Here is a 14,573-nt window from a genome sequence, read left to right on the forward strand (position 1 = left end):
GCAGGCGCAGCCCGGTCCAGAGCCAGGCGCGACACCGCATCAGTCATTCAGCTGCGGTGCCCCCGGCGCAGGCCCACACGCGGTCGGCCGTGCCCTACAACGGTCATCGCCCTGGGTAACACTTCGTTCTGCACATGCGCCAGGCGGGCAATCGCGACGTGCCCGAAGCAGTCCAATGCCCGCCGCAGAGGCCTGCAGCGCGCCTGCTGGCCCGCCGAAGACAGGCGGGACATGCCTTGCGGACACTGGCTGCATGCGTCCATACGCCAGCGTAGCCAAGTGACGAAAGCCCTTGGTGCGCTACACTTTGCGGTCTAGATATCTATACAACAGTCGCGCGCGTGCGTGCGGTTATGGGAGCGCTAATGAACTGGTTGAACGAGGTGCTGAACAACGACCCGAATCCTGTGGAAACCCAGGAGTGGATCGAGTCGTTGAAGGCCGTTATTGATGTCGAGGGCTCCGAGCGCGCGCATCAGCTGCTGGAAGGCATGGTGGAGCTGACCCGTCGTTCGGGCGCCTACCTGCCGTTCTCTCCCACCACCGAATACGTCAATACCATCGAGCCGCAGTTCGAGGCCAAGAGCCCGGGCAATGCCGAGCTGGAATGGCGCATCCGTTCGATCATCCGCTGGAACGCGATGGCCACCGTGGTCCGCGCCAACCGCAAGCCGGGCGACCTGGGCGGCCACATCGCCTCGTTCGCCTCCGGCGCCACCCTGTACGACGTGGGCTTCAACCACTTCTGGCGCGCCCCGAGCGACAACCACCCGGGCGACCTGCTGTTCATCCAGGGCCACAGCGCCCCGGGCATCTACGCCCGCGCCTTCCTGGAAGGCCGCATCAGCGAAGAGCAGCTGGACAAGTTCCGCATGGAAGTGGACGGCGGTGGCCTGTCCTCGTACCCGCACCCGTGGCTGATGCCGGACTTCTGGCAGACCCCGACCGTGTCGATGGGCCTGGGCCCGCTGGCCGCCATCTACCAGGCGCAGTTCATGCGTTACCTGGAAAACCGTGGCCTGATCGAGAAGTCCGACCGCAAGGTGTGGTGCTTCATCGGCGACGGCGAGTCGGACGAGCCGGAAACCCTGGGTGCCATCGCCCTGGCCGGCCGTGAAGGCCTGGACAACCTGATCTTCGTGGTGAACTGCAACCTGCAGCGCCTGGACGGCCCGGTGCGCGGCAACGGCAAGATCATCCAGGAATTGGAAGGCGTGTTCCGCGGCGGCGGCTGGAACGTCATCAAGCTGCTGTGGGGCGGTTACTGGGATGCCCTGCTGGCCAAGGACACCAACGGCGTCCTGAAGAAGCTGATGATGGAAACCGTCGACGGCGAATACCAGAACTGCAAGGCCTTCGGCGGCGCGTACACCCGCGAGCATTTCTTCGGCAAGTACCCGGAGACCGCCGCGATGGTCGCCGGCCTGTCCGACGACGACATCTGGCGCCTCAACCGCGGTGGCCACGACCCGCACAAGGTGTACGCCGCCTACCACCAGGCCGTGAACACCAAGGGCATGCCGACCGTCATCCTGGCCAAGACCGTGAAGGGTTATGGCATGGGCAGCGCCGGTGAAGCGCTGAACCCGACCCACCAGACCAAGAAGCTGGACGACGAAGCCGTCAAGCATTTCCGCGACCGCTTCAACATTCCGGTGACCGACGAGCAGCTCAAGGACGGCCAGGTGCCGTTCTACAACCCGGGCCCGGACTCGCCGGAAGTGCAGTACCTGCAGGAGCGCCGTGCCGCCCTGGGTGGTTACCTGCCGCAGCGCCGCCGCAAGGCCGACAAGAGCTTCAACGCACCGAAGCTGGAAACCTACGAGCGCCTGCTGAAGAGCAGCGGCGAACGCACGTACTCCACCACCATGGCGTTCGTGCAGAGCCTGAACATCACCCTGCGCGACAAGGAGCTGGGCCCGCACATCGTGCCGATCGTGGCCGACGAAGCCCGCACCTTCGGCATGGAAGGCCTGTTCCGCCAGATCGGCATCTACGCGCCGTTCGGCCAGAAGTACAAGCCGGTGGACGCCGACCAGCTGATGTTCTACCGCGAAGACCAGAGCGGCCAGGTGCTGCAGCAGGGCATCAGCGAGCCGGGCGCGATCAGCTCGTGGATGGCCGCCGGCACCAGCTACTCGGTCAGCAACGTGCCGATGCTGCCGTTCTACATCTACTACTCGATGTTCGGCTTCCAGCGCGTGGGCGACATCGCCTGGCAGGCTGCCGACATGCGCACCCGCGGCTTCCTGCTGGGTGGCACCGCCGGCCGCACCACGCTGAACGGTGAAGGCCTGCAGCACGAAGATGGCTTCAGCCATCTGGTGGCCGGTGGCATCCCCAACGTGCGCAGCTACGACCCGACCTTCGGCTACGAAGTGACGGTGATCCTGCAGCACGGCACCAAGGCGATGATGGAAGACCAGGTGGACGAGTACTACTACCTGACCCTGATGAACGAGAACTACGCCCACCCGGACATGCCGGAAGGCGCAGCCGAGGGCATCGTCAAGGGCATGTACCTGCTGACCGACGCCGGCAAGCCGAAGAAGGGCGAACTGCGCGTGCAGCTGCTGGGTTCGGGCACCATCCTGCGCGAAGCCATCGCCGCCGCCGAGCTGCTGGACAAGGACTTCGGCGTGACCGCCGATATCTGGAGCTGCCCGAGCTTCAACGAACTGCGCCGCGACGGCTTCGATGTGGAGCGCCACAACCGCCTGCATCCGGAAGGCGAGCAGCGCAAGGCCTACGTGACCGAGCTGCTGGAAGGCCGCCAGGGCCCGGCGATTGCCGCTACCGACTACGTGCGTGCGTATGCGGACCAGATCCGCGCGTTCGTGCCGATGTCGTACACGGTGCTGGGTACGGATGGCTTCGGCCGTTCGGATACCCGTGCGAACCTGCGTCGCTTCTTCGAGGTTGACCGGTACTACATCGCACATGCCGCGATTGCGGCGCTGGCGAAGGAAGGGAAGATGACCGCGAAGGATGTGGCCCGGGCGATCAAGCAGTACAAGATTGATCCGGAGAAGGCTAATCCTGTTGGGGTTTGATAGGAGTTCTATCAAAGCCTAGTCTGTAGGGCATCATTGCATGTTTCGGCAATGATGCCCTCTTTTTTGTGGGTCTGACCGCGAGGCGTGGAGCATGGAAGTACTAGACGCTAACAAAGACTGGTTTGACGACGATCAGGATTCGGATGTCGATGGCCGCATTGATGAATATGAAATAAGCTCTTCGCCAAACGATTTTAATGTAGCTACTATTTTTAGTTTTATTAAGTCTGGTGCAGTCAAAATTCCGGGATTTCAACGGCATTTTGTATGGGACATCAAGCGGGCATCGAAGCTCATTGAGTCTCTTATACTTGGCCTCCCTGTTCCGCAGATTTTTCTCTACGAGGATGCGCGCAATAGCTTTCTCGTGATCGATGGGCAGCAACGCCTGATGTCCATTTATTACTTCATGCTCCAGCGTTTCCCTCGTCAGGATAGACGGGCCGAACTTCGAGCTATCTTCGATAAGTACTCTGGCGATATTCCCTTGCACATCATCGATGATGACGAATATTTCGTCTCGTTTAAATTGAAGTTGCCTGAGCAGTTGCCGGGAAATCCCAGCCGATTTAATGGCCTTAATTATTCAACATTGGGTGATTATAAGGTTGCTTTTGATTTGCGCACTGTTAGGAATATAATTGTCAAGCAGGCAACGTCGACCGGTAACGATTCGGCGGTTTTTGAGATATTTAATCGCCTTAATTCTGGGGGTGTTAATTTAACGCCTCAGGAAATCCGGGCGAGCATGTACCATTCTGATTTCTACGCTGTACTTCAGCGGATGAATTCAAAGCCTGGATGGCGTCAGTTGGTTGGCCGTGAAGATTTGGATCTTCATATGAAGGACGTTGAAATTCTTCTCAGAGCATTTGCGCTGTTAGTTGATGCAGATTCATATGCTCCTTCAATGACGAAATTCTTGAATCTCTTCTCCAAGAAGTCGAAAGGAAATACTCCAGAGCACAATTTGTATTTGGAGAGGATCTTTGATGAATTTTTGGTGGCAACTAGTCGTCTGCCGAGCAAGGTTTTCTTTACTCCGGCAAACAATCGATTCAACATTTCACTATTCGAATCGGTCTTCTATGCCGCATGTAAGCCAGTTTTTGATAAGAGGGCAATGCAAGTTCCTGAAGTCTCGATAACTTGTCTCAATAAGCTTCGCTCTGACCCTGGATTTATCTCTGCCTCATCAGAGGGTACAAGTAAATCTGATAACGTGTACCGACGACTGAGTTTAGCTTCCGCCATAATTGGAGGCTGATGGTGGAGACGGTCGAGGAGCTTAAGTTGTCGGCAGATTCAATAAAAGAATTCTTGACAAAGAAGGGGGAGATTTCTTTAGTTGTCACTGCGGAAGACGTTTGGAGAAAAAGCGTACTGATTGCTGCCGCGTCACATTTTGAGCACGAGCTTGGAATGGCGATTGAAAGGTCTGCCCGAAGGCGGAATGTTCCTGATGACTTTCGAAGCTTAATAGAGACGAAGGCCATTTCAAGGCAGTTCTATAATTACTTTGACTTTGATTCGGCAAACACAAATAGGCTATTTGGAGCCTTCGGTGCTACTTGCAAAAATAAGGCTGAGTCAAAAATAAAAGACTCGAAAAAACTGAGGGAGTCCCAATCAGCGTTTCTAAAAATATGTGCGCTTCGCAATCAGATGGTTCACAGCAATTACGCTTCTTTCAATATAGACTTGACGACCGAAGAGATATACTTGCTCTATCAGCGCGGGTGTAAATTCATTGAATTCTTTGAAGCAATTATATCTGACTGGCACTGATGCGAAAGTGGGTATGTTGCTAGCGGTTCTTTGGCGAATTGTCGCGGTGCCGAGGGCAGTTCACACTGCAAGGTCCAGTGGTAGATCGCTAATGTCCTTGATGCGCTGGCCGTCGACAAGTATGGATAGCATTTCCTTGGCGTCTTCTAACTCAAGATCTTCTACTGCTTTTTGTAGTTCATATAGTGCGAAATGATATGTGCAATCAATATCACCTGTGCCTAGAGCTATGGACGCTAGTCGACTAGGCAACGGTTCCGCGGTCACTACTACCGCATGAGGTAGTCTTCCCTTTCGATTTCTTATAAGGTTCAGCGCTTCAGATCGAGCGTTCTGAGCTCGGTCACTCCGTATCGTCCACTTGCAAGAGATGCTCGCATGGAGCAGGCTCAATCCGCCATTGGATTTTCGAATTGATGCGCGGTTTGCGACTTCGTTATCTACCAGGAATTCTTCTGAATTAATGACGCTGTCGTCTATCAGGCCCTGGGAAATTATGATATCAGGAGTTATTGTGTAATCGCCACCGAGTGCTGCCGCCAGTTCCCGATTCCCTCTTGTTGCATTATCTAGGGCGACAAGGTGCGCGTATTGCTGAAAGTTCGCGATCTTTCGCCGATTTCTCCCGCCGACCTGCTGAATTTCCCAATTTCCGGGGCGAATGTGCTTGAGCGTCGTGAATGTCGCTCGCACGAAGTCGGCGCACGCGCTCTCGAAACTAGCGCCAGATGTCTGGGCCGCTGCACGCGCTGCGGTAGTTTCCACCTTCAGCTGTTGGGCTATGTGCTTGCTGATTTTTTTACTCGGGCCACTGTCTTTATCCGAGTTTGAAGGGTTGCCTTCCGAGTCCAAGGTCAGAATTCTGCTGAGTAGCGTCGCATGGAAGGCTAGGCGCTCGCTGGTAAACTTAGCTCCCATTTGGTCGCTCATGCTGCTTTGACCGAATTTCGGCGCAGCAGCGCCTTCTTTATCTGGCTTGCAACCGAGGCAGCAACTGGGGGGGGGAACGCATTGCCGATCTGCCGATATGCGGCCGTTTTGCGGCCCGCAAACTCCCAACTGTCCGGGAATCCTTGAATTCTCGCGGTCATCCGTGGTGTCAAGCGTGGCATGCCCACGAAATCAGCTTCGGGCGCTTGATCCCATAGGCCCATACCGTCCACTCCGAGCACAGCCCATGCTTTCTTGGCGCGGGTTGGTCCAAGGTCAGGGCCGCCGTGCTTCTTGGATCCACCGACGAGAGTCGGCGCGATCGTGTTGGCGCCTTCTCTCCATGCATCAACTTGATCCCAGCCTCTTGCTCCCATCAAGTCGTGCAGAAGCTGGCCTACTGTCTTCGGAGGCTCTTTCAGTGCATCTGGCCATGAGAATGCCGAAGCGAGCTCCTTCTTCATGCCGACAAATATGACGCGGGGCCGAAGCTGCGAGACGCCAAAGTCGGATGCGTGGAGCAGTCGCCAATCTCCCCAGTATCCCAGTTTCTTGAGTTCCTTCTCGACCCCCTTTCGATAATTGTCGAACTTGGGGTCGAGCAGTCCGCGTACATTCTCAAGCATGATGGCTTGAGGCCTCACCTGGTCGACAATTCGAACAGCTTCAGGGAACAGGTCGCGCTCGTCGTCAGCACCAAGCTGCTTTCCCGCCTTCGAAAAAGGAGGACAGGGCACGCCGCCGGCTACGAGGTCTACGCCCTTGTACGGTGATGCGTCGAATTCGCGAAGGTCACCCTCAATCACGTTCCAGTTCGGGCGGTTCAAACGGAGCGTCTGGCATGCGGCCGGCTCCCATTCCACGAGCGCAGAGTGGTCGAAGCCGGCCATCTCTAGGCCAAGGCCTTGTCCGCCAGCACCGGCGCACATCTCAAGGGAGGTGAATTGACTCATGTAGATCTCAGATCAGAAAGGAGCCCGGTAGGAGGTGGGCGCGCTGGCTACAGCGCGAGCTCCTTAGAGCACCAGGTGTTGGGTGGGGCCGGTGGGGTCAGCAAGTACACGCTGGCGCCGTATCAGATGCTGAGACTAGGGCAGGCGTGCCCCTAAACAGCATGACAGTGCGTGGCGTGTCCAGATGCCTGGACTCCCCTTCTCTGGCAACTGCCAGCGTACCAAGCCTGATCGCTAGTGCAAGTGTTTGGAGTTCAGGGCGATTGGGACGCCATTCCTGCAGGTCAATTCCGCCAAATCGCTTCCGAAATCCCCAAAATGTCAAGGCCCGGGCTGGCCCATTGTGTAACGCAGTAAACCGAGGCCTGGAAGCTGCTGGCTGCGAGCCTCTATAGCAAAGCCTTAAGGGTTATCAGAGATCCTGAGGCTCAACCATTCATCTTTGGTTGCAGGGGTGAAGCCGTGGGCGATCATGATCTCGCGGTCCGCAAGATAGGTGGCACAAAGGACCTGGTAGCCCTCCCTCCCCAGCGTTTCCTTCATCTCGCGAGCCCGCTTCACCGCATCCCTTTGCTGCGCTAACTGTTCGATGACGTCCCGTGGAATGAGAAGGCCCGTGGCCATGGTGAAGAGCGCACGCACTCGCTGCCGCCCGCTAGGCTGGGCCAAGATTGCCGAGCGCACCACTTCAGGGAGATCCAGCATGAAGTTCCTGGGCATCGGACCTTCTACGAGCCATCGAATCTGCGCCTTACCGGCAGCGGAGATGGACTTCTTTCCGTCTCTGTTTTGGCCATTGGTCAGTACTGCTGGGGTCATTCGCAACAGGCCGAGCCAGCAAAGACCCTTCACATCGTCCGCTCGAACAAGCATGCAAAGCTGTCCAATCGCCTCCTGCGGGATCATCCAGTCCTTCTTGACTGTGAATTTGGTATCAACCTCGTGGCCGACAATTAGATTGTCCAATAAGACTCCCCGCTCCAGCGCCAAGGCTTTGCGAAGCAAGATCTCAACCTTTGTGCCGATGTAGGTCTTTTCTGTCTTCTCTAGCTGATCAATGCAAAATCGCCCCGTACGGGGGGCGTCAATCACTTCGTCGAACGCCGTGCGAAGCGCTTGCCCCACTTTGCCTAGCAGAGCAGGGTCGCGTGAGAGCGCAGCGGCAACCTGCTCTAGAGCGGGGTCATCCAGCTGAGGAACTTGTAACAAAGGGCCGTTCATTGAGCCCTTCTATCACAATGTGGGCAATTTACGTAAGGTTATGCCGTGAACGGCCCATAGTTGGCCGCTGCCCTATTCTCGGGATCCTGGGGTGTCAGTCGGGCCGCAATAATCTGACTATGCGATCGATCTCTCGGGCTCGGTCCGCTTCCCGCTTGATCTTGCACTCCCAAACGGTAATCACCTTCCAGCCTGCGGCCCTTAAGCGGCGCGCCGACCTACGGTCGCGCCGCACATTTGCGTCCAACTTGGGGGACCAGTAGCGAGCGTTGTTATCCGGCCTTCTTCCGTTCAAGCAACTGTGCAGATGCCAAAAGCAGCCATGCACGAAGATGACGGTTCTGTACTTCGGCAGCACGATATCTGGTCGTCCAGGAAGCCCCCTTCCCCCCAGCACGTACCGAAAGCCTCGAGCATGCATAGCTTTGCGCAGCCACAGCTCCGGTTTGGTATCTGAGCTGCGAATCCTGGACATTCGCTCGCTTCGTGCTTCAGGACTAAGAATGTCGGGCATCGTCCTGCCTCAGGTCTTCTCGGATGAAGAATACTCTTGCCTATTTCAGCTCTCGGTAGATAGCAAGTGAACGTTCCATAGTTCCCATGCCGCTTCCTACCACTGGCACTGCGAACGATGCCAAGCGACTGATTCCTGGCAGGCTGACAGCTCAGGCAGCAATGAAATTCTCAGCTCACGGCCATCCACCTCGAAGTAGGTTGATTGCTGGAGAGCAGGCGCCACGGCGATCCGCAGAGAACCGGGGTTGATGGCTATTAGATACAAATCAAACAGAGTGTGCACATCGGCACGGAGCAAAAGACCGTTCCTGACATCGTTGCTCTTTAGGCCTGAGTAGGGATGGATGTGGGCCGCCTCAAGCGCATCGAACACATTGCACCCCGTCATAGCACAGCAACCGCCGTACGCCTCCAGTAGTGCCTTACGGAACACAGGCTGGCCGCGGCGCCGAACAATAGCCGCGAGCACACGTTGCCTCTCGTCAACCTCGTCTGTTGGGGAGAAACTGCCAGATGCTTCTGCTGCTTTAGTCTCCTGCTCCAACAGTTACCTTGCAGGACCGCAGGCCGATGTGAGCGCTTCACCAGAAAGCCCAAGGAGCTTGGCAAGTTTCGGCTCAACATTCGCACCTACGTTCGAAGCTGGAAGAAGCCCGGGTAGCCACGGCTTGCCTGCCTGATCCAAAACATGAGAGATGTTCTGCATGCGGTACTCCCACGCCTTGGCTGTGCGCCCGTGGCGGTCCGCGAGTTCCCGATAGACCCTGGCCTTCTCAAAGCCTGATCCATTGGCGAGAAGCGCCTCCATTTGGCGATACGCCTCGACGGCAGCAGCCAATTCGTCGTCAGTCCACCTGCTCACAGCCTTCCCCTGTCCTCGACCGTGCGTGGCGCTTCCGGGGAGAGTATGCCGTAAACGACACAATGAGCCGCTGATGGCTTGGGGTGGAGGAGGGTAGTGTGTCAGCGCAAATCGAAGACTGTTCAGGTCCGTCGATGCGTCTCGTATGTGGAGTTCAGTTGCAAAGCCCTAATCGGCTGGAAGCAGTCGGCTACTCCAGTGCTAGAGTAGAGGTTGAACGCAAGGCACCTCAATGGCTCGGCCTATGAAGCCTAGGATGAACAACTGTGCTGAGTTGTCCACCAGCAGAACTGGCTCGCCTTGGCAAGTGAGTTCGACGTACCTTGCTTCAAAGCGTCTGGCACCGAGCGCTGCATCTTCAGCCGCTAGGCCTAGGGCTTCCTCGCGCATGACAGCAAACTCTGCAGCTGAGACCTTGATGTAGATCTTCAGCTCCAAATAGCATTTTGGCAGGTGGAAGTGGGCGAGCGCTGAACCAATCAGCGCTGCCAAGCACAGTACCGCGTATGTCAGAGACTTCATTGGAAGTCCTGCAGCTCGGAGGCGAACGGACAATTCGGCCGCGACGACAGCCCGCAGCCTATTGCTTGAGAGGTTCAAGCCTTAGGCGCTACTCCCGCACATGCAACCTTTCAGTAGCCTGCGCAGTCAACGCCACGCACGCCATCTTCAACCCTTCCATCACTCGATCCCCCACGTACTCCTCAGGCGCTCCATTCTGCCGAGTCCGCTCCGCAGCCAGCATCAACTCTGCCACCACGCGCAATCCCGCTAGCGCGCAGTCCGCATCCGCCAGCTGAAGACAACGCCCAGGCAATGGATGCCGCTCCGGCCACGGCTGTCCATCTGCGGCCGCACCCTTTCCGATGCGACGCAGGGTCGAGACAAATCCGTTGGGATCGGTGGGTGCGTCGCGCTCGGGCTCGGAATTGGCCGGATCGTACTGCGCGTGCAGGGAACGGAAATTCGATTCGTTCATGGCAATGCTCCGTACAGAACAGATAGCACCGCCACCGATGAAGGTGGCGGGACGATGCGTGGCTCGAAAACCGGTCAACAACCAATCCGGCGGGCCCGAAGGCCCCCACGCACCGTCCGCCATGGAACGCGAACGGATTGCCAGCCGGCGCCACGTAAACGTGACGCCGACTGACAAGCGCAAACACATGGTTGTTGACCGGGTTTTCGACGCCCGCGCCACCCTGTGTGAGGTGGCATGCAAAGGTGTACTCGCATGGCTGCGAGATGCCAAGGAACCGTGGGCCGCAGAGGCCACAAGTGCTGACGCTTACGGCATTGTTACACGACTCCAATGCGGCGGAGCCCCTGTGGTGCGGCGGTTTCCGCCGTTGTTAAGTTACGGCCCGAATGCGCAGCAGAAAGCACGCTTTGGCGCCGTGCAAGGCCCCAAAAGCGACACCCGACACAAAGGGCTGATAGAGAAAGCGTGGCAATTGCGACACGGCTTAACGTTAGGGCTCCAGTCCCGGCCGAGGCCACAGGGCATCGTCGCGCTCCAGGTCGTAATCGCTTCCGAATGCGAGTGCCGCCTCGCGTGGCGGAAGGTCCGCGTAGCAAGCCAGCAGATACTCGTCCATGCCGGCATTGCCATGGTCGATGGCGAACAGATGCAGCAACTCCCTGTCGAAGGCTTCCAGCCATGCGGCGTCGATTCTGGTCATGGTCATCCTCAAACGGGGAGGGCAGGATACTGGGCATACGTCTGATGACAGGAACAGATGCATTGGTCCTTCCTCGCCGCCTCACCCTACATCGCTTCGTCAAGACGCATCGGCCGTCGCGGCAGGTTTCGCCTGCTCCCCATAAGCGTGCTTCCGCCTATGAGGGTGTTCTCCCCGCCAGCCTTCTCGATCTGTGGCGCCGGAAAGGTCTCGGATTCTATGGCGACCTTCAGCTCGCGCTGATCGATCCCCGGCAATGGCAATCCGTGCTTGATCGCTGGATTGTTTCGCCACCCGATTCCGTACGGCGCATTCCCATCGCGCTGACGCCTTTCGGCACACTTCTCTATTACCGAAAACTGTCGGAAGCCGACGAAGACGTGGCCTACATCGATCCCGTGTCAAAGAAGACGGGTGACTTGGCGTGGAGTCTGGATGACTTCTTCAACACATTCCTTTGCGAGCAGGAGGCACTCGAAACGCTCATTTCACCGGCGTTGGCTCGGGCCGCAAGAGAAGCGTGCGGAGCACTCGCGCCCGGCGAAGTTTATGAAGTCGATCAGATGCTGTTCTCGGCCCAGACGCTAAGGGTCGCAAAGGTCAATGCGCTCGACATGCATCGCCGCCTTCGCGATGCCGTTGATTTGCCCAAGTCGAAGACCGACGAGCCGACGACAGTAGCCGACGCGCTGCCAGTCGAGCATCGCTCCATGTTCGAAGGCATTGCAACAGGCCCGGGACTCGCCGGGCTGTATCTGTCTTCCTACATCGACTGGCATCGGCTGCTGGCGCTGCAGCCGAGCGGCCAGTACCACTTGCTGTTCTGGCGCATTCATCACAAGACGTTCGAGCGCACCGAGATGCGCGTTTACAGCGGCTCCTACGAGATTTCCAGCAATTCTGAGGGGGATGACATCGTCGCGCTCGACGTCACCCTGCGGGAAGATTCCCTGGGCAGTGACGCCAATGATGAAAAACTGGTGGCGATGCATGCAGATCACACGACCTTCCTGCTGCGTGCCGACGAGTTGGCGGACATGGCAACCGCCATCGGCGGGCGTGGCGTGATGGGGCGAAGTGAACACTACTTTCGTTGCGTCACGCTGGACGTGCCATTCGTAGAGGAGCCCAGCGATGGCCGCGCAGCACCATCATTCACGGATATGCCATATGCGCTGCAAGCATTGATTCATGTTGAACCTCTCCTTGCGACCATCACTCACGTTGACGATCCAGATCTCGACGAAGAGCATGACGGCGAGGGCGCTGTCATGTGCACGCTCGATCTGGGCGAGGACCACGGGTTGCGCATGAACATGCCGCTCTATTCGCCTGAGAATACACGTCGCCAACTCAAGGGATGGGTTTGGGATATGGCACCGCTTGCCTGCAGGGCGGGCATCAGGTATCGGCGCGGAGAGGACGGTGTCATTGAATATGGACCCTTGGTCGGGGACGTGTTGACTACCCGTGCTCCGGATTCTTAGAAGGGCGCCAGGGCCGTGAATCCAACTCGGCCTCCTTGCCGGCCGTGAATGCCCCCTCGCTGGCACTACGCGGGCGCACACAGGCATTTCGCAGCGATTTCGCGGGTGCCCGGTGCAGCATCCCACCCCCGCCTCCCTGTCTCCTGTTACCATTCCCCCCGCTAACCCAGCCAGCCTTTCCGTGCGCACACGCCGGAACGGCCGTCTTCGTACGGCCCAGCGAGCCAGGACACCCTTCCGTGCCCTTTCAAGGATGCTCGCATGTTCCGTCATTCCGCTTTCCGCTCGGCCGCCCTGGCCCTTGCCATTTCGCTCAGCGTCGGCGCCCCGGCGGCCTTCGCCGATAACGCGCCCGCCGCCAGCACTCCCGCTGCCGTGCAGCGCCAGGCCATCGCCAAGGGCCTGTACGAACTGGCGTACAGCCCCACCCAGAACGCCGTGTTCGTTGCCTCGTCCGGTGGCTTCGGCGATGACGCCGGCCCGTCGCAGGTACTGCGCCTGAACCCGGCCACGCTGGCCGTGGAAACCCGCATCCCGCTGGAGCGCAAGGCGTTCGGCGTGGTGCTGGATGACGCCCACAACCGCCTGTACGTCGGCAACACCGTTGATACCTCGGTAACCGTGGTCGATACCGCCCAGAACAAGGCCATCGGCATCGTGCAGCTGATGGAAAAGAAGGTCGGCAAGGACGGCAAGGCCGCCTACACCCACGACCTGCGCGAACTGGTGGTCGACAGCCCGGCCAACCGTCTGTACGTCACCGGCCATTCCAGCGAGGGCAGCGTGCTGTTCGTGGTCGATACCACCACCCTGAAGGTGATCAACACCATTCCGGGCCTCGGCAACGCCAAGGCGCCGGGCCTGGCGCTGGATGCCGCCAACAAGCGCGTGTATACCAGCAACCTGCTGGCCGACCTGGTAGTGGTCGGCACCGACGCCAACAAGGTGGTGGCCCAGCACAAGATCAGCGCCGAGCAGCCGATGAACATCGCACTGCACCCGGACGGCAAGCGCCTGTTCGTGACCGACCAGGGCTCGGAGATGATCCGCAGCTACATGACCAAGAGCAGCGCGGGCTTCACCAGCAAGCACCCGGGCCAGCGCGTGCTGGTGCTCGACCGCACCACCGGCAAGGAACTGGCCAGCATCCCGACCGACGCCGGCCCGCTGGGCATCCTGTTGGACGCACCGCGCAAGCGCCTGTACGTAACCAACCGCGATGGCGGCACGGTGACAGCGTACGACAGTGACAGCTACCAGAAGGTGGCCACCTACCCGGTGCCGACTCACCCGAACAGCCTGGCGCTGGATGCCAAGAACAACGTGCTGTACGTGAGCATCAAGAACGGCGAGAAGGATGCCAAGGACGCGAACGAGAGCGTGGCGCGCATCCAGTTGTAACGGCTGGAGGTGGCCGCGCTGGGAGAGCGCGGCCACCTGTTACAGGCATGTGATTTCGCCAGGTGGGCGCCAGAGTGGCGGCGTGGACCCTCCGCCGCCTGCCACCCCGAATCTCAATCCACCCCGCGGTGGTCATAGCTGATCACCCGCTCCACCTGCCAGGTGCCGTCCACGCGTCGCCACACCTGCACGAAGCGCGCCTGCCCCACCCACCGCTCCACACCGTCCTTGCCGCGTTCGTAGAAGCGATGGTCCCCCATCTCCAAGGCACGCTCATCGTGCAACGGGAACACCTGCAGCGAACGGTCCACCAGCTCGCGGCGCAGGCGCCAGCCGCCCTGGCGCGCGCTGTCGCACATGCGGGCCACGCTGCGCCGGAAGTCCTCGCGGCTGCTGGCCGATTTGCCGTCCTTGTCGTGGAAGAACTCCATGTCCTCGGTGGTCATCGCCGCGGCCCGATCGGCATCGCAGGCCTCGAACGCCACCGCGAACAGCTGGGTATCGGCCTGGCGGATCTGCTCGCGCAGGGTATCGGACGGGGCCGGGCTGGCGGCAAGGCCGGCGGCGAGCAGGGGCAGGGCGAACAGCATGGCGCGTCTCCGTGGATGTCGGGCGCACAGTGGCACGCTGCGGGGGCGGTCAGCGCACGGGTGCGACGAAGCCGCGTCTGCCGGGTA

14 protein-coding genes are annotated in these 14,573 nt (G+C 59.0%); 5 read left to right on the forward strand and 9 right to left on the reverse strand.

Going from position 1 to position 14,573, the window contains the following annotated elements; genetic code table 11:
• Positions 1 to 365: 365 nt before the first annotated feature.
• The 3 genes from aceE to N8888_RS01840 all read left to right on the forward strand — a co-directional run bounded on the left by aceE (position 366) and on the right by N8888_RS01840 (position 4,844).
• On the forward strand, positions 366 to 3,053 hold the full coding sequence (gene aceE / locus N8888_RS01830) for a pyruvate dehydrogenase (acetyl-transferring), homodimeric type (protein ID WP_065175416.1): 2,688 nt from the start codon (positions 366 to 368) through the stop codon (positions 3,051 to 3,053).
• A 94-nt stretch (positions 3,054 to 3,147) separates the two neighbouring features.
• Positions 3,148 to 4,323, forward strand: coding sequence for a DUF262 domain-containing protein (locus tag N8888_RS01835; RefSeq protein WP_263177152.1), 1,176 nt, complete (start codon positions 3,148 to 3,150; stop codon positions 4,321 to 4,323).
• Positions 4,323 to 4,844 carry a HEPN domain-containing protein gene (locus N8888_RS01840; protein WP_263177154.1) on the forward strand — a complete coding sequence of 174 codons (522 nt, stop codon included), beginning with the start codon at positions 4,323 to 4,325 and terminating at the stop codon, positions 4,842 to 4,844. The genes N8888_RS01835 and N8888_RS01840 overlap by 1 nt, the downstream gene beginning before the upstream one ends.
• A gap of 60 nt (positions 4,845 to 4,904) precedes the next feature.
• On the opposite strand, the gene N8888_RS01845 is transcribed toward N8888_RS01840, so the two are convergent.
• The 8 genes from N8888_RS01845 to N8888_RS01875 form a co-directional block, all read right to left on the reverse strand.
• Positions 4,905 to 5,774 carry an NgoMIV family type II restriction endonuclease gene (locus N8888_RS01845; RefSeq protein ID WP_263177156.1) on the reverse strand — a complete coding sequence of 290 codons (870 nt, stop codon included), beginning with the start codon at positions 5,772 to 5,774 and terminating at the stop codon, positions 4,905 to 4,907.
• On the reverse strand, positions 5,771 to 6,727 hold the full coding sequence (locus tag N8888_RS01850; protein WP_263177158.1) for a DNA cytosine methyltransferase: 957 nt from the start codon (positions 6,725 to 6,727) through the stop codon (positions 5,771 to 5,773). Before N8888_RS01850 ends, N8888_RS01845 begins: the two co-directional genes overlap by 4 nt.
• Positions 6,728 to 7,129: 402 nt before the next feature.
• The gene (locus N8888_RS01855; RefSeq protein WP_263177160.1) at positions 7,130 to 7,948 is read right to left on the reverse strand and encodes a NaeI family type II restriction endonuclease; all 819 of its coding nucleotides are present in this window, start codon (positions 7,946 to 7,948) and stop codon (positions 7,130 to 7,132) included.
• A gap of 94 nt (positions 7,949 to 8,042) precedes the next feature.
• Positions 8,043 to 8,462, reverse strand: coding sequence for a very short patch repair endonuclease (locus tag N8888_RS01860; RefSeq protein WP_317629478.1), 420 nt, complete (start codon positions 8,460 to 8,462; stop codon positions 8,043 to 8,045).
• 96 nt (positions 8,463 to 8,558) lie between these two features.
• Positions 8,559 to 8,852: an HNH endonuclease gene (locus N8888_RS18790; RefSeq protein WP_429001222.1), complete on the reverse strand. Its 294-nt coding sequence runs from the start codon at positions 8,850 to 8,852 to the stop codon at positions 8,559 to 8,561.
• A 159-nt stretch (positions 8,853 to 9,011) separates the two neighbouring features.
• On the reverse strand, positions 9,012 to 9,326 hold the full coding sequence (locus tag N8888_RS01865) for a hypothetical protein (protein ID WP_263177163.1): 315 nt from the start codon (positions 9,324 to 9,326) through the stop codon (positions 9,012 to 9,014).
• A 610-nt stretch (positions 9,327 to 9,936) separates the two neighbouring features.
• A complete protein-coding gene (locus N8888_RS01870; RefSeq protein WP_263177164.1) occupies positions 9,937 to 10,305 on the reverse strand; it encodes a hypothetical protein in 369 nt (122 codons plus the stop codon).
• A 493-nt stretch (positions 10,306 to 10,798) separates the two neighbouring features.
• A complete protein-coding gene (locus N8888_RS01875) occupies positions 10,799 to 11,008 on the reverse strand; it encodes a hypothetical protein (RefSeq protein ID WP_263177166.1) in 210 nt (69 codons plus the stop codon).
• A gap of 62 nt (positions 11,009 to 11,070) precedes the next feature.
• Here N8888_RS01875 and N8888_RS01880 point away from each other — a divergent pair, with 62 nt between their 5' ends.
• Complete coding sequence (locus tag N8888_RS01880; protein WP_263177167.1) at positions 11,071 to 12,495, forward strand: GAD-like domain-containing protein; 1,425 nt, start codon at positions 11,071 to 11,073, stop codon at positions 12,493 to 12,495.
• A 261-nt stretch (positions 12,496 to 12,756) separates the two neighbouring features.
• Positions 12,757 to 13,896 carry a YncE family protein gene (locus N8888_RS01885; protein WP_262218519.1) on the forward strand — a complete coding sequence of 380 codons (1,140 nt, stop codon included), beginning with the start codon at positions 12,757 to 12,759 and terminating at the stop codon, positions 13,894 to 13,896.
• Between the two features lie 113 nt (positions 13,897 to 14,009).
• Here the strand turns inward: N8888_RS01885 and N8888_RS01890 are convergent, their stop codons facing one another.
• Positions 14,010 to 14,486, reverse strand: coding sequence for a nuclear transport factor 2 family protein (locus N8888_RS01890; RefSeq protein WP_053518805.1), 477 nt, complete (start codon positions 14,484 to 14,486; stop codon positions 14,010 to 14,012).
• Positions 14,487 to 14,573: the final 87 nt, after the last annotated feature.

It is taken from the genome of Stenotrophomonas maltophilia (genome assembly GCF_025642255.1).
Taxonomy (GTDB): domain Bacteria; phylum Pseudomonadota; class Gammaproteobacteria; order Xanthomonadales; family Xanthomonadaceae; genus Stenotrophomonas; species Stenotrophomonas maltophilia_P.